We start from the raw sequence: 20,374 nt of genomic DNA on the forward strand, positions 1-20,374 counted from the left end.
CGCGCAGGAGGCGAGCGTTAACAGCAGGTTACCTTCCCCGCGGGGAAGGGGAGCCGGTTCCCGTCCGGGAGATCCTGCCCGGGCCGAGGAGACCGGGGAAAGGGCGAGCGCCTCCCGAGGGGGCGGCCGAACGGTGTCCCGAGGCCGTTTGCGGGGAGCTGGCGCGAAGACGACCGGCCTTGACAACAGGTTGCCTTCCCCGCGGGGAAAGGGGGCGGCGGGAGCGCCCCGAGGCGCCGGTCAGAGCCGGTAGGTCTCCCGGGGAACAGGGCGCGTTCGCCCGCATCCTTTGAAGAAGGTGGCCGCAGTCTGCCCCGGGGCCGGATCCGGGGGGGGGAAGGGCCCGGGGCCGGTCGAGGTGGGAAAGGCCCGGCGCCGGGCCCGAAGGGGGAAGGCCGGGGCGAAGGAGCGCAACGCTAACAGCAGGTTACCTTCCCCACGGGGAAGGTGCCGCCTCGCCTCACGGCGGCCCTCCCTCGCGGCGCCGGTCCCGGGCAGGGTCCGGGTGAGAGGGCCCCAGGGGCCGGTCGAGGTGGGAAAGGCCCGGCGCCGGGCCGGAGGGGGGAGGCCGGGGCGAAGGAGCGCAACGCTAACAGCAGGTTACCTTCCCCATGGGGAAGGTGCCGCCTCGCCTCGCGGCGGCCCTCCCTCGCGGCGCCGGTCCCGGGCAGGGTCCGAGGGGGAAGGCTGAGACGAAGGAGCCTAGCGTTAACAGCAGGTTACTTTCCCCGCGGGGAAGGCGGAGCCTCGCCTCGCGGCGGCCCCTTCGCGGCGCCGATCCCGGGGCCGGATCCGGGACCAGGGTCCGGGGGCAGGGTCCGGGGGCGGGGCCGCGCCGTGCCCGGCCGGCCGCCCGCCCGCCTGTGGGGGCCTAGTCCCGCGCGAAGGCCCAGCGGGTCACGGCGCGGTATTCCTCGCCCGGGACCAGCAGGATCGACGGGAAGGCGTCGTGGTGCGGCGCGTCGGGCCAGGCCTGCGCCTCGAGCGCGAGGGCGCAATAGGGGGCGTAGCCGCCGGCCGGCTTGCGCCCGTCCCAGACCTGCAGGCCGGTCTCGGTGGTCGAGATCCGCAGCGTGGTGCCGGTGCCGCCCCGCAGGGACGCGACCTCGCGCAGGTCCTGCCTCGTGTCCGAGAGGCAGAGATTGTCGTCCGCGACGAAGTCCCCCATCCGCAGCACCTTGCCCGTGCGGCAGTCGAGACCCGTCTCCTCGACCGGCAGGATGCGGCCCGTGGGGACGGTGTCGGCATCGACCTCGGTCACGTGATCGGCGTCGACGGTCAGGGTCCAGCCCTCCCACGTGTCGCTGTCCTCGACGCGCCAGTAGGAATGGTTGGCGCAGTTCATCAGGGTCGGCGCGTCGGTGGTGGCGGTGACGGTCATCGTCAGCGCGCCGCCCCGCAGCTCGAACACCGCCTCGATCCGGCGGTTGCCGGGAAAGCCGCCCTCGCCGTCCGGCAGGTCGACCGCCAGATGGGCGAAGCCGTCGGCGGCCTCGACCACCTGCCAGACCTTGTTCCAGGTCCCGGCATCGCCGGAATGGAGCGTGACGCGGCCGTCCTGGTTGCCCTCGAACGAGACCTCCTCGCCGTCGATCGTGGCGCGGGCGCCGCCGATCCGGTTCACCACCGGGCCGACGAGCGCGCCGTGATAGCCCATCTCGCCTTCGTAATCCCGAAGGGACCGCGCGGGCAGCGTCAGGTCGTGATCCACCCCCTCCAGCCGGACGGAATGGATCCGCGCGCCGAAAGTGCAGAGCAGGACGGTCAGGTCGCCCTCGGACAGCTCGATCAGGCGGGCGGTGTCGCCGGCGGCGGTGGTGCCCCAGTCGGTCATCATGGTCGTCGGTTCCTTCAGAGAATGACGCGGGGTTCGGGCCGGCCGGCGATGCCGAGATCGGCGGGGAGGTCCACCGCGAAGGTCTGGCCCGCCCGGGGGTCGTCGGCGAGGTCGGCCTCGCCCAGCCCCTCGGCGGCGCTGGTGCAGAAGAGCGTGCGGTAATCCGGCCCGCCGAAGGCGGGGCAGGAGGTCTGCCGCGCGGGAAAGTCTACGGCCCGCAGGAAGGTGCCGGCGGGGTCGTAGCAGGCGACGCGGCCCGACCCCCATTGCGCGTTCCACAGGTTGCCGTCCGCATCCGTCACCGCGCCGTCGGGGTTCAGCCCCTCGCCGTTCAGGTCGAGGAAGATCCGCGGCTCGCCCGCGGGCCAGCCGTCGGCATCGAGGTCGACTGTCCGGATCACCCGCCGTGCGGTACAGGCGTGGTAGGCCGTACGCCCGTCCGGGGCGAAGCAGATCGCGTTGGTGATCGACAGGCCCGACCACATCGTCCGCACCTCGCCCTTGTAATAGCGGTAGATCGACCCGGCATCGGCCTCGGCATGCTTGCCCATCGTGCCGTACCAGAAGCCGCCCATCGGGTCGGCACGCCCGTCGTTCGAGCGCGTCACCTCGTTGTCCGCCTCGATCTCGGCCACGTCCTCGGTCGCGCCACTCTCGAGGTTCAGCACCGTCAGCCCGGTCTCGGTCGCGATCAGCAGCCGGTCCCGGTCGATCCAGCCGGCGGCCGAGGCGATGCGGTCCATCTCCCAGTGGCGGCCGGTCGTGTGCAGCTTGCGGCCGAGGATGTCGAACCAGAAGAACTGCGCGCGCTCGGGGTGCCAGAAGGCGCCCTCGCCCAGCAGGCAGTTGGTGTCGTCGTGGATGCGGACCTCGGTCATGCGGCGGCTCCTTCCCGGGCTTCGTCATAGGCGGCCACGATCGCGCGGGCGCGGTCCGCGACCTCGCCGGCGGTCAGGCCAGGCGCGTAGAGCGCCGTGCCGATCCCGAACCCCGCCGCGCCCGCTTTGATCCACTCGCCGAAATTCCCGGCCCCCGCCCCGCCGACGGCATAGACGGGCACGTCCGGCGGAAGGACCGCCTTCATCGCCGTCAGACCGGTGGGGCCGATCTGGCTGGCGGGAAAGAGCTTCAGGCCCGTCGCCCCCGCCTGCAGCGCAGCGAAGGCCTCGGTCGGGGTCATCACGCCGGGCCAGCTCTCCATCCCTGCGGCGACGGTGGCGCGGATCACCTGCGGGTCCGCATTGGGCGAGACGACGATGCGCCCGCCCGCCGCCCTGACGCGCGCGACCTCGTCCCCGGTCAGGACCGTTCCGGCGCCGATGGTGGCCCGGTCCCCGAACGCCGCCGCCATCCGGCCGATGCTGTCGAAGGGATCGGGCGAGTTGAGCGGCACCTCGATCGTCTCGATCCCCGCCTCGATCAGCGCCGCGCCGATCTCCTCCGCCTCCTGCGGGCGGATGCCCCGCAGGATCGCGATGATGTTGCGCCTCATCCGGCTCCTCCCGTCGTGGTCCTCAGGCGGTCAGCGCCGCATGCGCGGCGGCCAGCCCGGCGAGCGTGGCGCGGGTCGCGTCCGACCGCTCGACGGGGACAGACTGGACCGCCAGCGCGCGGAGATAAAGGTCCGCCTGAACCCCGTCGCCCAGAACGGCGACGCGCTGCCCCAGCCAGTAGGGCTTCGCCGACGCGATCTCGGCCCCGATCAGCAGGCCGGACAGGCGCGCCCGCGCGGCGCCGGGGGCGGGATCGGACAGCAGGCTCTCGGCCCGCAGCGAGAACAGCCGGTTCGCCAGCCGCTCCGGCCGGTCGAAGCCCTGTTCCAGCCCCGCCTCGAAGGCCGCGTCGTCCCATCCGTCGGTCAGCGAGTGGCGCAGGACGGAATGCTGCCCGAGCACGGCGAACATCTCGCCCGTCATGTAGGTCTGGAAGCTGACCACCTCGTCCACGCTGACATGGGCCCACTTGGTATGGGTGCCCGGCAGGCAGAGCACGCCGTCCCAGTTGCGGTGCAGGGCGAGGTGGCCGGCGATCTGCGTCTCTTCCCCCCGCATCACGTCGGCGGGGTCCGCCTGGCTCATGCCCGGCACGATATGGACCGAGAGGCCGGGCGTGCGGGTCGGCGCGCGGACGAGGCCGCTGGCCGAGGGCTTCGCCGGGACGGGAATGTAGGGCGCCTCGATCCAGCCCTGGCGGGCGCCGACCATGCCGCAGGCGACCACGGTGACGGGCGGGGCCGCCCAGTCGCCCGCCGCCTCGATCAGCGCGTCCTCGAAGGCCTGCGGCCCGTCCAGCCGGCCCATGCCCCGGTCCGACCGCCGCTCCCCGACCGGGGCGCCGTCCTTCATCGCCCAGAGCCGCAGGTTCGAGGTGCCCCAGTCGCAGGCGATCCAGTCGGGTGTCATGCAATTCCCCTCAGGCGCCGAACTCGACGCCGGCATCGGCGATCAGGCATTGCCCGGTGATCGAGCCCGAGGCGGCGGAGGCGAGGAAGAGGGTCGGGCCGACCATGTCCTCGGGCTTCAGCTCCACCTTCAGGCACTGGTCGTCGATCATCGCCTGCTTCGCCTCGTCGTCGATCCACTTGTCCAGCTGCTTGTCGGTCAGCACCATGCCGGGGGCAAGGCAGTTCACGCGGATCCCGGCGGTGCCGTAGTCGCGGGCGAGCGCGCGGGTCAGGCCGACGATCCCCGCCTTCGACGTCTCGTAGGGGACCATGCCGGGCGCGCCCTGCTTGAAGGTGATCGAGGTGTAGTTGACGATCCGCCCCGCGTGGCCGCGCGCCTTCATCGCCTCGGCCGCGTGCTGGGCGGCGAAGAACTGGTGGCTGAGGTTGATCGCGATCTGGCTGTTCCAGTCGTCCTCGCCGATCTCGCCCACGTCGTAGCGCATGTCGTTGGCGGCGTTGTTCACCAGCACGTCGAGCGCGCCATGCGCCGCCGCCGCCTGGTCGAGGGCGCCGGTCAGCTCGTCCTTGCGGGTCGCGTCGCCCTGCACGAAGAGCGGGCGGATGCCGGTCCTGCGCTCCATCTCGTCCACGAAGTCCGAATAGTCCGACCGGCCGATGAAGCCGACCTTCGCGCCCTGCCGCAGGAAGCCCTCGGTCAGGGCCGCGCCGATGCCCGAGCCGCCGCCGGTGATGAAGACCGAGGCCCCGTCGAGATCGGGATAGGTGGGTTGGGTCATGGATGCATGCCTTCTCAGCTGGAGGGTCCGGTCTGGCTACCCATGCGGGGGCGCATGAGTTCCGTTCCCGGCGTGCCGACGCGGCGGCCGTAATAGAGCCCGACCACATGCTCGGCCTCGGCGAAGAAGAGCCAGCGCCCCGCCGCCACGCCCGCGAGGTGGGACAACGCGGCCAGCGCCAGCGCCGCCGGGTGCCACGAGAGGAGGAGGACGAGGATCGGCAGGGCGAAGCCGAGGGCGAGACAGAGGAGTCGCAGCTGCGCCGCGCGGCGCCGGGCGACGACGTAGACCATCTCGTCCAGCAGGTAGTTGGGGCCGGTATGGGGCGGCTCGAACTGGCGCACCCGGCCGGGCAGCCGGGTGGCGGTGTTCATGTCGGTGCCGGAGCGGGCGAAGCGCCGGTCGCCGTCGAGGAAGACGTAGGCCTGCAGCGCCGCGCCGATCGCGAGCAGCGGCAGCGCCGCCGGCGGCAGGCCGGCGAGGATCGCGCCCCCCGCGAGGGCATGGGCGCCGAAGAGCGCGGGCGTGGACCAGTGGCGCCAGCGGGGCACCGTCCGCATCTGGGTGTAGATCATCGCCGTGCAGGCGAGCGTCGCCGCCGCGCCCGCCGCGCCGAGGATCCCCAGCGGCCAGAGCCACAGGTCGAGGAAGACGAGGCCGGCGGCGTAGATGGCGAGGACCGCCAGGGTGGCGATGGCCGCGATCCCCTCGCGCGAGAGCCAGCTCGTGCGCCATTGCGTCAGGGCGAGGGGCGCCCGCTCCGGATGGCCGAGATGGAAGACCGAGGAGACGAGGCCCCCCGCCGCGAGCGCATAGGCCAGGGCGAACCAGGCGAATCCGGCCCAGCCGGTCGGGGCGGGCAGGCCGAGCCCGAGGAAGACCAGCAGCCCGAACCCCGCGCCCGAGAGCGTCGTGAAGGCGATGATCGACGGGGCGGGGTTCATGCGCCGGCCCCGGGCCCCGGGGCGCCGGCCCGATGCCCTGCCCGGGGCGGGCGGAAAAGGCGGCCGGTCCCGTTCCCGGGCCCGCCAGGACGGACGGCCGGGCCCGGGCGGCCGTGGAGGGCGCCCTCGCCCGGACGGGGGCGGGAAGTCATGGCGCCGGGGCGAGCATGGGAGGGACCCGTGAGGCCGGGCCGGAAAAGGGGGCACCCGGCGCCGGGGCATGTGCGCGCGCTCGCGCCGCCGGCACGGGCACGGGCAGGCATGGTGCCGGAACGGGCAGGCATGGCGCCGGCACGGGCGCGGGCAGGCACGGCGCCGGGGCGAGCATGAAAGGGACCCGTGAGGCCGGGCCGGGAAAGGGGGCCTCCGGCGCCGGGGTGTGCGCGGGGCCTCGCGCCGCCGGCACGGGCGCGGGCAGGCATGGCGCCGGCACGGACAGGCATGGCACCCGCACGGGTGCGGGCAGGCATGGCGCCGGCACGGGCGCGGGCAGGCACGGCGCCGGCACGGGCAGGCATGGCACCCGCACGGGTGCGGGCAGGCATGGCACCCGCACGGGTGCGGGCAGGCATGGCACCCGCACGGGTGCGGGCAGGCATGGTGCCGGCACGGGGTGTCGTGGCGCGGGCCTGGGTGCTCGCGGCGGCAGGGCGGGCGCGGAGGCTCATGGCGGAGGGGCGGTCATGGCGGGTCACGACCCCGCCCCCGGCATCCTGGCCAGCGTCCGGTCGAGCCAGCCGAGGAAGCCGCGCGGCTCTTCGGTCACCCGCTCGAGATACGGGGCCAGCAGGTCGAGATCCGGCGCCTCGTCCTTCGGCCGGGGGGGCAGGTACTGGTTTACCGGCCGCGTGCCCTGTTCGGGCATCAGGTCGACGCCGCCCCGTTCCGCCACGAGACGCGACACATCGCTGCCGGGATCGCCCAGATCGCCGAAATGCCGCGCCCCGGCCGGGCAGGTGCGCACGCAGGCCGGCACCCGGTCCACCTCCGGCAGGGTCTCGTTGTAGATCCGGTCGACGCAGAGCGTGCACTTCTTCATCACGCCCTCGGCCGCGTCCATCTCGCGCGCGCCGTAGGGGCAGGCCCAGGCGCAGAGGCCGCAGCCGATGCAGGCCGCCTCGTTCACCAGCACGATCCCGTCCTCGGCCCGCTTGTAGCTGGCGCCCGTCGGGCAGACGGTGACGCAGGGCGCGTCCTCGCAATGGAGGCAGGATTTCGGGAAATGGACGAGCCGGGCCGCCCCCTCCTCGGGCTGGATTTCGTAGGAATGGACCCGGTTGAGGAAGGTGCCGGACGGCTCGGCCCCGTAGGGCTGCTGGTCCGAGAGCGGCGCCCCGTAGCCTTGCGTGTTCCAGCCCTTGCAGGCGACGACGCAGGCGTGACACCCGACACAGGTGTCGAGGTCGATGACGAGGCCGAGCTTCACCTCGGAGGGCGGGGGGAGGGCGGTCATCGCGCGTCGCGCCCCCCGGCGTCGCGGCCTCGGCGGGCCGCCGACAGGTATTCGGGGCCCTTGCGAGGGAGGGGGCGGGGCGCCCGGACGGCGGAGGCGGGCGCCCGGTGGGGCGGGACGGTGGGGGGCGCCCCGCATCGACAGGCGGCCGGAACGGGGAGGGCCGCGAGGCGGGGCGCCGCGGGCGCGGCCGGCCATCGGGCGGGGACCGGGGCCGCAGGGCGGCGCGGCGCGGGCGCCTCCCCCCCCGCGTCGGGGTCCCGGAGGGCGACCGACAGGTATTCGGGAACCCTGCGAAGGAGGGGGCGGGGCGCTCGGAAGGCGGGCGCTTGCTGCCGGAGGGGCGGGACGGCGGGGGTGGCCCGGAGCCGGAAGGGGGCCGGAATTCCGGGGCGGCGCGGCGACAATGCATTTTCGCCGGCCTCGATGCCCCGGAGGCGGGCGGCCGAGTATCCGGGATCCCTGCGGAGGAGGGGATGGGGCGGCCGGGCGTCGAGGACCGGCTCCGGGTGGGGCGGGACGGACGAGGAGACCGGCGCCCGCGGAGGGGCCGGGAGGGAGGAGAGGCGTCGCGGCGCCGGGCAGGCGGGCACGGGCCGGGGCGGGGGAGCAGCCCGGGACCGGGCCGTATCGGGGGCGGGTCCGAGGGTCACGGCTTCACCTCCCAGCGCAGTTCGCTCGGGCCCTTCGGCACGGGGGAAACCTGGGGCGGGATGACCGGCAGGGCCTCCTCGGGCGGGGCGCTCTTCTCGATCCGGACGCGCAGGTCGTACCAGGCGGCCTGACCGGTGATCGGGTCGGAATTGGACCAGCGCATCCCGTCCTCGCGCGGCGGGAGCAGCTCGTGGATCAGGTGGTTCAGCAGGAAGCCGCGCCGCGCCTCGACCGCGCCCTCGTCCAGAGCCCAGGCGCCTTTGCGCTTGCCGATCGCGTTCCACGTCCAGACCGTGTTCGGGTTCAGCGCGGCCATGTGCGCCACCGGCACGGTGATCGCCCCGTGGGGCGAGGTGACGCGGGCCCAGTCGCCGTCGGCGAAGCCGTTCGCCTCCCAGATCGCGGTCGGCAGGTAGAGCGGGTTGCGGCCGTGGATCTGCCGCAGCCAGGCATTCTGGCTGCCCCAGGAATGGTACATCGCCATCGGGCGCTGGGTGATCGCATGGACCGGCCATTCGGCGGGGTCGGCATGCGCGTCGATCAGCGGCGCGTGCCAGGTCGGCAGCGGCGTCATCGTCGCCGCGATGCGCGCGCGCAGCGCCTCGGGCGGCTGGCGCTGTCCCTGTCCCTCCGCCGCCAGCTGGAAGCGCCGCAGCGGCTCGCACCAGAGCTGGAAGATATAGGGCAGCGGGCTGTCGTAGAGGCCGATCCCGACCGCCCAGTCCTGGTAGGCGCGGTTCCACGGCTTGAAGAACGCGCCCTCCTCGGGGACATGCCCGGTCCAGAAGCCGCCATTGGCGATGTAGCTGTCGATCTGGCCGCCATTGGGCGCGCCGCGCCCGTGGGTCAGCCCGCCCGCCCCGATGCGCCAGCCGGCGAGCGGGCCCACCCCGGGGCGGCGTTCGTGGTTGACGATGTAGTCGGCGTAATCGGCATAGCGCGGCCCCCCGTCCTCGCCCGTCATGCCGGGCAGTCCCAGCCGGTGGCCGAGATCGAGCAGCACCGACTGGAACGGCCGCACGTCGCGGTCCGGCGCCACGACCGGCCAGCGGATCGCGTCGGCGGCGGCGCCCGGCTCGGAGATCGGGCGGTCGAGCAGCGAGATGCAGTCGTGCCGTTCGAGATAGGTCGTGTCGGGCAGGACGAGATCGGCGAAGGCCACCATCTCGGAGGAATAGGCGTCGGAATAGATGATGCGGGGGATCACGTATTCGCCCGTCCCGGGGTCCGTGTCCGTCAGCATCTCCATCGTGGCGCCGGTATTCATCGACGAGTTCCACGACATGTTCGCCATGTAGAGGAAGAGCGTGTCGATCGGGTAGGGATCCCCGGCATGGGCGTTCGAGATGACCATGTGCATCATCCCGTGGGCCGAGAGCGGGTTCTCCCAGGTGAAGGCCTTGTCGATGCGCCTCGCCCGGCCGTCCTCGCCCAGCAGCAGGTCGGCGGGGCCCTGCGGATAGCCCAGATGCGGGCCGTCCAGCGCATGGCCCGGCCGCACCCCGGCATGGGGGCGGGGATGGGCATGGGCGGGCTTGGGATAGGGCGGCTTGAACCGCATCCCGCCGGGCGTCTCGACGCTGCCGATCAGGATCTGCAGCAGGTGGATCGCCCGCGCCGTCTGGAAGCCGTTGGAATGGGCCGAGATGCCGCGCATGGCATGCATCGCGACGGGACGGCCGATCATTCTCTCGTGCCGGTGGCCCCGGAAATCGGTCCAGGGCCGCTCGATCACCACCGGCTCGTCGAAGGCGGCGCGCGCGATCTCGGCCGCGAGGGTGCGGATGCGGGCCGCCGGGATGCCGGTGCGCCCGGCGACCTTCTCGGGCGCGTAGGCGGGGTCGAGATAGGTCTCCGACATCAGATGCAGGACCGGGCGGTGCGTCGTGCCCCGGTGCCGCCAGGTGGCGGAGAGGTCCGGCTCCACCCCCGTCCCGTCCCAGGGGGCGGGCTTGCCGGTGCGGCGGTCGATGACGAGGGGGGCGTCGCCCTCGCCCCGCAGCAGCAGGCCGTGCGTGGCCGAGGCCGGGTCGCAATCGACGAGGCAGGGCGCGTTGGTGAACCGGGCGAGGTAGTCGAGGTCGAGCGATCCCGTCTCGAACAGGCAATGGACGAGGCTCAGCACGAAGAGCCCGTCGGTCCCCGGCGTGATCCCGTACCAGTCGTCGGCGACGGCGTTGTAGCCGGTCCGGACGGGATTGATCCCGACCACCTTCGCGCCGCGCCCCTTCAGCCGGCCGATCCCCATCTTGATCGGGTTGCTGTCGTGATCCTCGGCCACGCCGAAGAGGAGGAACAGCTTCGCCCTCTCCCAGTCGGGCGAGCCGAATTCCCAGAAGGCGCCGCCCATCGTGTAGATGCCCGCCGCCGCCATGTTGACCGAGCAGAAGCCCCCATGCGCCGCGTAGTTCGGCGTGCCGAAGGCCTGCGCCCACCAGCCGGTGAAGGACTGCGACTGGTCGCGCCCGGTGAAGAAGGCGAGTTTCTCGGGCGCGGTCTCGCGCAGCGGCTTCAGCCACGAGGTCGCGATCTCCAGCGCCTCGTCCCAGCCGATCTCCTCGAACTGCCCCGAGCCGCGCGGGCCGGTCCGCTTCAGCGGGGCGCGCAGGCGGGCGGGGGCGTTGGCCTGCATGATCCCGGCCGAGCCCTTGGCGCAGAGCACGCCCCTGTTCACCGGGTGGTCGCGGTTGCCCTCGATATAGGCGACCTTGCCGCCCTTCATGTGCACGTCGATCCCGCAGCGGCAGGCGCACATGTAGCAGGTGGTCCGGCGCACCTCGTCCGAGACCCGGGGCGAGAGGTCGAGATCCGGCTGGGTCATCGGGCGGCGGGGGCGGGGCGAGCTGTCATGACCGCCAACCTACCGCGCGCACTGGAAGAGTCACGCCCCGCGCGGTCACGCCGGCGCGGATCGCGCCGCGCCGCGCAGGACCGCCCTTGCGTCGCGGGCGATCTGCCCCGCCTCGTCCGCGGCAACGACATGGATCGGAAGGGTGCCGAACGGCGCGAGACGGGCGGCGATCGCCTCGCGCAGCCCGGCAGCGTTCTCGCCGATCCCCCCGGTGAAGGCGAGCGCGTCGACCCCGCCCATCGCCACGATCGCGCCCGCCCCCTCGCGCGCGGCCCGCTCGACGAACAGCGCGACGGCGAAGCGCGCCTCCGCGTCGTCCCGTGCCAGCAGGGCGCGCATGTCCCCGGTCCCGGCGAGGCCGGTCAGCCCGCTCTCGCGGTTGAGCAGCCGCGCCGCCCCGTCGATCCCGTGCCGCCGGGCGAGGTCGAGCACCGCCATGCCGTCGATCTCTCCGGGGCGGGTGCCCATGACGAGGCCGGAGAGCGGCGAATAGCCCATCGAGGTGGCGACGGACCGCCCGTCCCGGATCGCGCAGAGGCTGGCTCCGCCGCCGAGATGGAAGGCGACAAGCCGCTCCGGCAGGTCCGGTTCCAGCGCATGGACGAGGCCGGCATAGGACAGCCCGTGGAAGCCGTAGCGGCGCAGGTGCCCCTCGCCCTCCGGCAGGGCGTAGCGGCGCGAGAGCTCGGGCATCGCGGCGTGGAAGGCGGTGTCGAAACTGGCGGTCTGCGGCAGGTCCGGGCGGAGCCGCGCCATCGCGCGGATCCCGGCGAGGTTCACCGGGTTGTGCAGCGGGGCGAGCGGGACCAGCGCTTCGATCCGCGCGATCGCGGCATCGTCCAGCAGGACCGGCGCGGCGAAGTCCGGCCCGCCATGAACGACGCGGTGCGCCGCGGCCTCCAGCGCCTCCGGCGGGTGACCCGCCTCCGACAGCGCGCCGAGGACGAGGTCCAGCGCGGCCGCGTGGTCCGGCGCCGCCACGGGGCGCGTCTCGCCGGCGAGGGTCAGCCGCGCCGCTCCGCCGATCTCGCCGACCCGCGCCCCGGCCACCGGCGCGAGCGCCGCGTCGAAGAGATCCGCCTTCAGCGAGGACGAGCCGGCATTGAGCACCAGGATCATCGCGGTCCCACCGTCCGGGTCCCGCCGCGACCGCGATCCGCGCCGCCGCCCGCCGCCGGCTCCACGGTCCTGCTCTTATCTTGCCCCCAAATACTCCGGCCGCCGCGCCGGACCGGGCGCCCCGCCGGGCAGGGGCCGGTCATTCCGGTCCCGCCGCCGCGAGGATCGCCCCGAGCGCCGCGGCCGCGCTCCGCGCCGCCGCCCGCCGCCGGCTCCAGGGCCCTGCTCTTATCTTGCCCCCAAATACTCCGGCCGCCGCGCCGGGCCGGGCGCCCCGCCGGGCAGGGGCCGGTCATTCCGGTCCCGCCGCCGCGAGGATCGCTCCCAGGGCCGCGGTCGCGATCCGCGCCGCCGCGCCCTGGCTGCGCGAGGTCAGCAGGATCGGCACCCGCGCGCCCATCACGACGCCGCCCGCGCAGGCGCCCATGCCGAGGACCATCATCTTGAAGAGCGCGTTGCCCGTCGTGACCTCGGGCACCAGGATCACGTCCGCCTCGCCGGGGACGGGGCCCTCGAACCCCTTCACCTCGGCCGCCGCGCGCGACAGGATGAGGTCGAGCGCCATCGGCCCCTGCGCCTGAACGCCCGGCAGGGCACCGTTCGCCCACTCCGCGATCTCGGCCGCCTCGCCGGTCGAGGGGATGCCGGGGGTCACGTCCTCGGACGCGGCCAGCAGCCCGGCGCGCACGTCCTCGTCGCCGCAGAGCCGCGCCAGCCGCACCGCGTGGCGCAGGCAGGCCTTCCGCGTGGCCACGTCGGGCGCGACGTTCAGCGCCGCGTCGGTGAGGAAGAGCGGGCGGTCCCGCCCCGGCAGGGTGATGTGGAAGACATGGCCGCAGACCGCGCCGCGATCGCGCAGCCCGGCGGCGGAGGGGAGCAGCGCCTTGAGGAAGTCCGAGGTGTGGACCTGCCCCTTCATCACGGCATCCGCCGCGCCGTCCCGCACCAGCGCCGCCGCCGCCGGGGCCGCGCCCTCGCGGGGCGCGTCGATCACCGGAAGCCCGGCGATGTCCCAGCCGATCTCCTCGGCCGCCCCGGCGATCCTGTCCGGGTCTCCGACGAGGATCGGCCGGGCGAGGCCCTGCTCCGCCGCTTCCCGCAGCCCTTCGAGCGGCAGGGCCGCGCCCGCGTTCACCAGCGCGACGCGCGGCGGGGCGACGGCGCGGGCGCGGGCGAGGAGGGCGGCCGGCGGCCGGGGCTGGCGGGGGGAGAGGAAGGGTTGTTCGGTCATCGCCGGATCACGGTAGCGGCCAGGCGCCCCCCTGCAAGGGCGTGCAAGGGCGCGCAAGGGCGGGGGCGGGCCTCAGGCCAGCGCGCGGGCGAGGCCGAGCGCCGCCAGCCCGGCGAGCAGGATCACCGCGATTCTGCGGAAGCTCTCGGGCGAGGCGCCGGCGAAGCGGTGGCCGCCGGCCAGCACGCCCAGCAGGCAGACCGGCACCGCGCCGACCGACAGCCACAGCGCGTCTTCGGTGACGAGGCCGCGCCAGGCGAGATTGGGCAGCGACCAGAGGTCGAGCAGGGTGAAATATGCGATGATCGTGGCGCGGAACACCACCGCCGGCAGGTCGGCGGCGGCGAAGAAGGCCGCGACCGGCAGCCCGCCGACCCCCGCGCCCTGCGCCAGGCCGGAGGCGAGGCCGGCGCCGACATGCGCCGCGCGGCCCGGCCGCACCAGCCGCCAGCCCCGCCAGATCACCGCGCAGAGCGTCAGGATGACCAGCGAGATGGCGATCCGCGCCCCGTCGGGGTCGAGCCGCGACATCACCGCGACGCCCAGCGGAACGGATGGCAGCGCCCCGAGCAGCAGCAGGCCCAGCCGCCGCCACTCGATCCCGGCGCGGATGCCCCGCCACTGGCCGAGCGTCATGGCGAGGTCGGCGACGATGATCGTCGCGATCAGCGGCACAGGGTCGATCACCAGCCCCGCCCCCGTCAGCACCAGCGCCGCGAAACCGAAGCCGCAATAGCCGCGCACGTAGGCGGCGCCGAAGAAGACGAGGACCAGCCAGGTCGCGGCGCCGGGGGCGAGGTCGAAGGGCAAGGCACGGCTCCAGGGTCGCCCGCACTCTCCTGCGGGTCCGGGGGCGAGGCTTAGGGCGCGAACGGCGCCGGGGAAGGGCGCGGCGGGACGATCGCGGGAAGAAGTCCCTGCCCGGACGGGGCGTCGGCCGCCGGGGACTCGTCCCCCGGGATCCGGCTGTCCGGATCCGGCGGGCGGGATCCGGCCGCCGGGGCGCGGCGGCGCGGATCGCGACCGCGGCTCCGGGGGCGATCCTCGCGGCGGCGGGTCCGGACCGACCGGCCCCGCCCCGGCGGGGCGCCCGGCCCGGCGCGGCGGCCCGAGTATTTGGGAGCAAGATAAGAGCAGGGCGGGACGCGGTCCGGGGGATCGCGCCCCGTCCCGCGGCAGGGGCGAGCGCGGGCGCGGCGATCGAGGGCGGGCGGGCGCGGGGCGCGGCGCGGTCCGGGGAGAGGTGAGAGGCCGGGCAGCGGTGAGGGACCGGGGCGCCGGGGCGCGCGCGGACCGGGGGACGGGGCGGGGCGGATGCGGGGGTCCTGCGGAGCGCGGTGCGGTCCGGGGGGGTGAGAGGCCGGGCAGCGGTGACGGACCGGGGCGCCGGGGAAGGGCGCGGACCGGGGGACGGGGCGGCGCGGAGGCGGGGGTCCTGCGGGGCGCGGGCCCCGATCCCGGCGCCTCGACCGGCGTGAACCTTCCGGCCCGGCGCGATTTGCAGCGCCTGTCGGCCCATCCTAGGATGATCGCGGCCCGGCGCGATCCGGGCCGGAACCAGACCCCGCGCTGCGGGTTCGCCAATCGAACGGATGGGGATCGGCATGCGAGAGTGGAACGGCAAGACCTACTGGATCGTCGGCGCGAGCGAGGGGCTGGGCGAAGCGCTCGCCCACCAGCTGAGCCGCGCGGGGGCTTCCGTGATCCTCAGCGCCCGGTCGGAGGAGCGGCTGTCCGCCATCTCGGCCGCGCTGCCGGGGCAGTCCCGGATCCTGCCGCTCGACGTGACGGACGAGGATGCGGTGATCCGGGCCGTGGACGATGCGGGCGGGATCGACGGGATGGTCTACCTCGCGGGGACCTACTGGCCGATGAAGGCGACCGACTGGAACGTCGCCCACGGCCTGCAGATGATCGACACCAACCTGGGCGGCGCGATGCGCGTGCTCGGCCACCTCGTCCCCCGGATGCTCGAGCGGGGGAAGGGGCACATCGTGCTGACCGGCTCGCTCTCCGGCTATCGCGGCCTGCCGGGGACGGTCGGCTACGGCGCCTCGAAGGCGGGGCTGATGCACCTGGCCGAGGCGATCGACATGGACCTGCGCGACACGCCCCTCGAGGTGCAGCTGGTCAATCCCGGCTTCGTCCGCTCGCGCCTGACCGAACAGAACGACTTCCGCATGCCCTTCATCATGGAGCCCGAGGACGCCGCGCGCGAGATCTTCGAGCACATGGGTGGCGAGGGCTTCAGCCGGAACTTCCCGCTCGCCTTCTCGTGGCTGTTCCGGGTGAGCCGGATCTTTCCGCGCTGGCTGCATTCCGCGATCTTCAACCGCTGACGCCAAATCGAAAGAGGCCCCCGATGATCGGCATCTCCACGCCCAAGGTGAACCGCGTGATCGCCCTCGGACAGGAGGTCGACGACGCCGAGTCGCTGTTCGATTCCTACATCGAGGGCCTGACCGAGGAGGAGCAGGCCGCGCTGATCGCGCTGATGTGGGTCGGGCGCGGCGATTTCGACGCCGACGACTGGGAGGATGCGCTCAACACCGCGATGACCGACGCCGCCGACAACGCGGCGGAGGTGCTGAAGGAGGACGAGGACTTCCCCGACCACCTCGAGGCCGGGCTCGCCGAGATGGCGGGCGACGCGGATGACGAGGAGGACGAGGACGACATCCCCGAGGGCTTCGCCGAGGACGACGAGGAGGGCTGACGCCCCCCTTTCAGGTCGCGGGCGTGCCGTCCCGCGCCGCGTGGCGCGCGAATTCGGCCGCGGCGCGCGTCCAGACGCCGCCCGGATCCTCGTCTAGCGCCATCAGATGCGGCAGCAGCTGGCCCGCGAAATCCGCGGAGGATTCGCGCGGCAGCAGCGAGGGCAGATTGTCGATCGCCATCAGGTCGAGCGGCGGGTCCGCCGCGACCCGCAGCACCGGCGCCTCCCAGCCCGTCGCCGCGTCGTAGAGCGGCACAGGGTTGTAGTCGCTGTCCGGGTCGCAGGCGATGTCGCCGATGGCGCGCAGCGCGCGGGGGCCCTCGGCCATGGCGCGGTCCACGAAGACCGGCGTGCCGGGCCGGGCGAGGATGCAGTTGAAGAACAGCTCGTGCGCCGCGATCTGCGGGAAGGGCCCGCCCTCCGCCGTCTCGTCCTTGTCCCAGAGCGTGGGGGCGATGCCGCAGCGGCCCAGCAGGTCGGCGACCCCGGCCCCGACGCGGCCCGCGGCGCCGACGATCAGGGCGGTGGGGGCGGGGCCCTCCAGTCCGGCGCGCGACTCGGCGGCGAGCGCGTCGGCATCGCGCCACCCCTCGACCGGGCCGAGCGTGCCGCCCCGGCGCTGCGCGGCGAGCGCCAGCAGCGTGACCCCGGCCCCGGCGAAGCCGGCCCAGTAGCCGAAGGCAGCGACGCGGCGGCCCGCCGGATCCACGAGGTATTCCATGTCGAGCAGCGTGCCGCCCCCGGCGCGGAACCGACCCAGAAGCGCACGGCCCGAAAGCTGGCCCTTGTAGGCGTGGCCGAACATGACGTGCCGGTGGCGCAGCGGCGTCGTCTCCTCGGGCAGTTCCTTGAGGCCGAGGATGATCGCCTCGTCCGGCGCGTCGCGCCACGCGCCGGCCGGGGCGGTCCCCGCCCCCGCCGCGACGTAGTCGGCGAGCGGGAAGACGCGCTGCGCGCTTTCCTCAACGATCACGGCATGGCCGGCGGCGATCAGCCGCGCGGTCCCTTCGGGGGTGAGGGCGGCGCGGCGTTCGTTCGGGCGCGTCTCGACGCGGAGATGGAAGCGGCTCATGCGTCCGGCCTAGGCGCCCCCGCCGGGCACGGCAAGGGTCGCCGCGCGCTCGGCCCGCAGCTCGTCGATCCGGGCCATCGCCTCGCCCCGCGTATTGCGGATGTTCGGGCGATGTCCGCGCCCCTCGGCCCGCAGGCGAAGGTCGCGCTCGGTCTCGCTTCCCGGGGCGTGGCGCACCGCGCCCAGAAGGTGCCGCGCGGCCAGCGCGTCCTCGCGCAGGGACCAGGCGAGCCAGGCGGCGCTCTGGATCCGGGTGCCGGTATAGTCGGTCAGCAGGTACCAGCGCCGCCCGGTCGGCCGGATCGCGGTCTCGATCGCGTCGAAGACGGCGTGCGCGTCGCGGCCATGCGCGATGTCGAGGCCCGACAGGTCCAGCTCGAGCACCTCGGCCCGGGGGCGGAAGGTCAGGCGCGCGGCGATGTCGCCGGGCGCGAAGCTGGGCGCGTGCTCGATCCGGCGGCGGCGGCGCGAGGGCAGGGCGGACAGCGCCGCGAGCGCCGCGTCGCGGGTGGCGAAGAGGCGCGGATCGGCCTGGCCGCGCGCGCGGTCCCGCTCGATCTGGCGCAGCCCCTCGGGGCTGTCATCGACGCGGACCGTGCCCATCGAATGCGCCTCCTGCACGGCCTGCCCGCGGTGGGTGAAGGCGAACCATGCGGCGGGATCGACGCGGTAGGCGCCGGTATGGATGAGGAAGAACCAGAGCGGCTCGCCGCTCTCGTCGATCCGGCGCTCCACCGCATCGTAGAACCGGTTGGCCCCCGCGCCGTCCGCGATGACGAGGCCGGCGAGATCGATCTCGACCAGTTGCAGACCCTCGTGGAGGCGGATCCGGTCCTGCAGGTCGGCGGGGGAGGGCGGCGCGGTCATGGACCGGACTATCGCCGCCGGGCTGCCCTTGCGGCAAGTGGGGGCGGAGACACACCCCGTATGCGCTGACAGGGGCGCTGATATTGCATAGCGCGCCCCGCGGAGCCTTCTGTTGCGCGACCGGCGCGGCCCGAGACGGGCCTGCCGGGCCACGACGTTCCCTGACGACCGGAGGTCGACCATGCCCCGTTCCCTGTCCCTTGCCGCCGCGCTCTCGCTGCTCGCGGCGCTGCCTGCCGCCGCCGAGGATGCCGCGCTCGCCCTCGGGATCGAACGGTACGAACGCCTCTCGCGCGCGCCGGGCGCCGAGGACGTGGTCGCGGCGACGGAGGCGCTGGCCCCGCTCGACTTCGCGGTGACGGCGGTGCCGAACGCCCGCTCGGGGAACGCCATCTCGGCGCTGCAGACCTGGGCCGAGGCGGCCGCCGAGGCGGACCGGGTGGTCGCGGTCCTGGCCGGCCGGTTCGTGACCGACGGGGATCGCAGCTGGCTGCTGACCGCGGATTCGGGCCGGGTGAGCCTGTTCGGCCTCGGCGACCGGGCGATCTCGGTCGAGAGCGTGATGGCCGTGCTGGCCCGCCATCCCGGGCGGGCGCTGCTGCTGGTCGCGGGGACCGGCGACGATGCCGAGCTGACCCCCTACCTGTCGGACGGGGCCGCGCTGGCGGACGTGCCGCAGGGGGTGACCGTGATCACGGGACCGACCGGCGCGATCTCCGACTTCATCCGGGACGAGCTGGCCGAGCCGGGGACGGACCTGATCGCCCGGGCCGGGCGCTACCGGCAGCTCGACCTCGCCGGCTACACGCCGCCGAGCCTCGTCCTGATCCCGGAAGGCACCGAGCGCCGGGCGCCGGAGCCCGAGCCCGAGCCGGAGGGGCCGAGCTCGACCGAGACCGCCCTCTGGGAGGGGAGCCGCACGCTCGACACCGTGGCGGCCTACCGCAACTACCTGTCGCGCTATCCGCGCGGGGCCTGGCGGAGCGAGGCCGAGGACGCGATCGCCGCCATCCTGGCCGAACCGAACCGCGACGCGCGCCTTGCCGAGGAGCGGATCGAGCTGAGCCGGGACGAGCGGCGCGGCATCCAGCGCGACCTGACGCAGCTGGGCTACGACACGCGGGGGGTCGACGGCATCTTCGGCGCCGGCAGCCGCACGGCGATCCGCAACTGGCAGCAGCAGAACGGCTTCGCCCAGACCAGCTACCTCACGCCCGAGCAGATCGTCCGGCTCGACGCGCAGGCGACCCGGGCCGAGGCCGAGCGCGCCGCCGAGGCCGAGCGCCAGCGGGCCGAGCGCGAGCGGCTGGACCGCGCCTACTGGGACGAGACCGGGGCCGGCGGCACGCTGGCCGGGCTGACCACCTATCTGGAGCGCTATCCCGAGGGGCTCTTCGCCGGGACCGCGCGCGAGCGGATCGAGGCGCTTCAGCTGGCCGAGGCGGAGCGGGCGGACCGGGCCGACCGGCAGGCCTGGGCCGCCGCCGAGGAAGCGGGCCGGCCGGCCGATTACCGGGCCTATCTCGAAAGATTCCCCGAGGGGCGGTTCGCGCAGCAGGCCCGCGCCCGGATCGAGGCCGCGCGCCGGCCCAGCCCCGAGGTGCAGGCCGCCGAGCGGGCGCTGGGCCTCAACACGCTGACGATCCGGCTGATCGAGCAGCGGCTCAGCGCGCTCGGGTTCGCCGCCGGGGCGGTGGACGGGCAGATCGATGCCGATACGCGCCGGGCCCTCTCGGCCTACCAGGAGGGGCAGGGGCTGAACGCCACCGGCTTCGTCGACCAGGGCACGATCGTCCGGCTGATCGCCGACGGGCTGGAGGCGCTGCGATGAGCGCGGTGCCCGAGAGCGCGCTGCGGATCTGCCGCCTCGCCGATGCGCCGCACAGCGTGGACGAGGTGGAGCGCCTGATCACCGAGACCTGGCCCGACTGGTACGGCGGGGCGGAGCAGGGCGGCGGCCGGGGCGTGGCGCGCGACGACCTCGCCCTGCGGATGGCGCGGACGGGGGTGCCGCTCGGGTTCGTCGCGCTGCTGGACGGGCGCGCGATCGGCACGGTGGCGCTGGGCCTGAACGGTCACGGGGCCGAGCCGGCGGAGGGGCCCTGGATCAACGGACTATGCGTCGCGCCGGACCGGCGCGGCGCCGGGATCGGCGCGGCGCTGGTCGCCGCCGCCGAGGCCGAGCTCTGCCGGCAGGGCTATCCGCGCGCCTACGCCACCGCGCGCGAGGCCCGCACGCTGTTCCTGCGCCGGGGCTGGCGCTGCCTGCGCGTGCTCGAGGACGGCTGGCACGTCCTGGCGCGCGATTACGACCGCCCGGACGGCCCCGCGCTGACCGTGGTGCCGGGCGGGGCCTGAGGGCGCCCCCGTGGGGCGGCCGGCCCCGGACATGCCGCGCCCCCGGACGACAGAGGGCCCGGCCGGGACGATCCCCGGCCGGGCCCTCT

The 20,374-nt window shown here is 74.5% G+C and carries 17 protein-coding genes; 4 read left to right on the plus strand and 13 right to left on the minus strand.

The window, feature by feature from the left end:
• Positions 1–871: 871 nt before the first annotated feature.
• The 11 genes from BUE30_RS08735 to BUE30_RS17780 form a co-directional block, all read right to left on the minus strand.
• Positions 872–1,837, minus strand: a complete 966-nt coding sequence (locus BUE30_RS08735; protein ID WP_244526316.1) for an aldose epimerase family protein — start codon at positions 1,835–1,837, stop codon at positions 872–874.
• A gap of 14 nt (positions 1,838–1,851) precedes the next feature.
• A complete protein-coding gene (locus BUE30_RS08740) occupies positions 1,852–2,715 on the minus strand; it encodes an SMP-30/gluconolactonase/LRE family protein (RefSeq protein ID WP_073328718.1) in 864 nt (287 codons plus the stop codon).
• Entirely contained in the window at positions 2,712–3,329 is a 618-nt protein-coding gene (locus BUE30_RS08745; protein WP_073328722.1) for a 2-dehydro-3-deoxy-6-phosphogalactonate aldolase, read from the minus strand. Before BUE30_RS08745 ends, BUE30_RS08740 begins: the two co-directional genes overlap by 4 nt.
• Before the next feature lie 22 nt (positions 3,330–3,351).
• The gene (locus tag BUE30_RS08750; RefSeq protein ID WP_083601288.1) at positions 3,352–4,239 is read right to left on the minus strand and encodes a 2-dehydro-3-deoxygalactonokinase; all 888 of its coding nucleotides are present in this window, start codon (positions 4,237–4,239) and stop codon (positions 3,352–3,354) included.
• Between the two features lie 10 nt (positions 4,240–4,249).
• A complete protein-coding gene (locus BUE30_RS08755; RefSeq protein ID WP_073328732.1) occupies positions 4,250–5,020 on the minus strand; it encodes an SDR family NAD(P)-dependent oxidoreductase in 771 nt (256 codons plus the stop codon).
• A 14-nt stretch (positions 5,021–5,034) separates the two neighbouring features.
• The gene (locus BUE30_RS08760; protein WP_073328737.1) at positions 5,035–5,964 is read right to left on the minus strand and encodes a dimethyl sulfoxide reductase anchor subunit family protein; all 930 of its coding nucleotides are present in this window, start codon (positions 5,962–5,964) and stop codon (positions 5,035–5,037) included.
• Between the two features lie 691 nt (positions 5,965–6,655).
• A complete protein-coding gene (locus BUE30_RS08765) occupies positions 6,656–7,417 on the minus strand; it encodes a 4Fe-4S dicluster domain-containing protein (protein ID WP_073328741.1) in 762 nt (253 codons plus the stop codon).
• A gap of 649 nt (positions 7,418–8,066) precedes the next feature.
• The gene (locus tag BUE30_RS08770; RefSeq protein ID WP_073328745.1) at positions 8,067–10,892 is read right to left on the minus strand and encodes a molybdopterin oxidoreductase family protein; all 2,826 of its coding nucleotides are present in this window, start codon (positions 10,890–10,892) and stop codon (positions 8,067–8,069) included.
• A gap of 75 nt (positions 10,893–10,967) precedes the next feature.
• Positions 10,968–12,041 carry an acetate/propionate family kinase gene (locus BUE30_RS08775; protein ID WP_073328749.1) on the minus strand — a complete coding sequence of 358 codons (1,074 nt, stop codon included), beginning with the start codon at positions 12,039–12,041 and terminating at the stop codon, positions 10,968–10,970.
• A gap of 292 nt (positions 12,042–12,333) precedes the next feature.
• On the minus strand, positions 12,334–13,272 hold the full coding sequence (locus BUE30_RS08780; RefSeq protein ID WP_073328752.1) for a phosphate acyltransferase: 939 nt from the start codon (positions 13,270–13,272) through the stop codon (positions 12,334–12,336).
• 72 nt (positions 13,273–13,344) lie between these two features.
• Positions 13,345–14,082, minus strand: coding sequence for a sulfite exporter TauE/SafE family protein (locus BUE30_RS17780; RefSeq protein ID WP_073328756.1), 738 nt, complete (start codon positions 14,080–14,082; stop codon positions 13,345–13,347).
• A gap of 794 nt (positions 14,083–14,876) precedes the next feature.
• On the opposite strand from BUE30_RS17780, the gene BUE30_RS08790 reads away from it, so the two are divergent.
• Both BUE30_RS08790 and BUE30_RS08795 read left to right on the plus strand, forming a co-directional pair.
• Positions 14,877–15,611 carry an SDR family NAD(P)-dependent oxidoreductase gene (locus BUE30_RS08790; protein WP_073330204.1) on the plus strand — a complete coding sequence of 245 codons (735 nt, stop codon included), beginning with the start codon at positions 14,877–14,879 and terminating at the stop codon, positions 15,609–15,611.
• A 23-nt stretch (positions 15,612–15,634) separates the two neighbouring features.
• On the plus strand, positions 15,635–15,988 hold the full coding sequence (locus BUE30_RS08795) for a DUF3775 domain-containing protein (RefSeq protein ID WP_073328761.1): 354 nt from the start codon (positions 15,635–15,637) through the stop codon (positions 15,986–15,988).
• Positions 15,989–15,998: 10 nt separating this feature from the next.
• Here the strand turns inward: BUE30_RS08795 and BUE30_RS08800 are convergent, their stop codons facing one another.
• Complete coding sequence (locus tag BUE30_RS08800) at positions 15,999–17,060, minus strand: saccharopine dehydrogenase (protein ID WP_073328764.1); 1,062 nt, start codon at positions 17,058–17,060, stop codon at positions 15,999–16,001.
• A 9-nt stretch (positions 17,061–17,069) separates the two neighbouring features.
• Positions 17,070–17,927 carry a hypothetical protein gene (locus BUE30_RS08805; protein WP_073328768.1) on the minus strand — a complete coding sequence of 286 codons (858 nt, stop codon included), beginning with the start codon at positions 17,925–17,927 and terminating at the stop codon, positions 17,070–17,072.
• A gap of 181 nt (positions 17,928–18,108) precedes the next feature.
• Between BUE30_RS08805 and BUE30_RS08810 the strand changes: the two genes are divergently transcribed.
• Both BUE30_RS08810 and BUE30_RS08815 read left to right on the plus strand, forming a co-directional pair.
• Complete coding sequence (locus BUE30_RS08810) at positions 18,109–19,758, plus strand: peptidoglycan-binding domain-containing protein (protein ID WP_073328773.1); 1,650 nt, start codon at positions 18,109–18,111, stop codon at positions 19,756–19,758.
• Entirely contained in the window at positions 19,755–20,285 is a 531-nt protein-coding gene (locus BUE30_RS08815) for a GNAT family N-acetyltransferase (protein ID WP_073328776.1), read from the plus strand. The genes BUE30_RS08810 and BUE30_RS08815 overlap by 4 nt, the downstream gene beginning before the upstream one ends.
• The last annotated feature ends 89 nt before the right edge of the window (positions 20,286–20,374 follow it).

Source organism: Wenxinia saemankumensis, from assembly GCF_900141735.1.
GTDB classification, from domain to species: Bacteria; Pseudomonadota; Alphaproteobacteria; order Rhodobacterales; family Rhodobacteraceae; genus Wenxinia; species Wenxinia saemankumensis.